This is a genomic window from Pseudoalteromonas sp. P1-7a, from assembly GCF_001401855.1.
In the GTDB taxonomy this organism is placed as follows: Bacteria; Pseudomonadota; Gammaproteobacteria; order Enterobacterales; family Alteromonadaceae; genus Pseudoalteromonas.
This window is the reverse complement of sequence record NZ_LKDU01000110.1, coordinates 1-356: the sequence shown is the minus strand read 5'-3', so window position 1 is coordinate 356 and position 356 is coordinate 1. Positions and strand designations below refer to the sequence as shown.

1 tRNA gene is annotated in these 356 nt (G+C 44.1%); it reads left to right on the top strand.

The window, feature by feature from the left end:
• The first annotated feature begins 174 nt into the window (after positions 1–174).
• A tRNA-Gly gene (locus AN389_RS19715) sits at positions 175–250 on the top strand.
• Positions 251–356 lie beyond the last annotated feature (106 nt).

Here is a 356-nt window from a genome sequence, read left to right as displayed (position 1 = left end):
CCGAGTGGTGGAATTGGTAGACACAAGGGATTTAAAATCCCTCGACTAACAAGTCGTGCCGGTTCAAGTCCGGCCTCGGGCACCACTTTGTGGTTTAATTACATCGCCAAGTGTAATTTATAAAAAAATATTACATAAATTAGTTTATGCATTTAAATTCAGAATTAATATGATGCGGCACTAGCTCAGTTGGTAGAGCGCGACCTTGCCAAGGTCGAGGTCACGAGTTCGAGCCTCGTGTGCCGCTCCATATTAGTTTTATCCACTTGCTTTAAATAGCAAACTCGATGCCCGAGTGGTGGAATTGGTAGACACAAGGGATTTAAAATCCCTCGACTAACAAGTCGTGCCGGTTC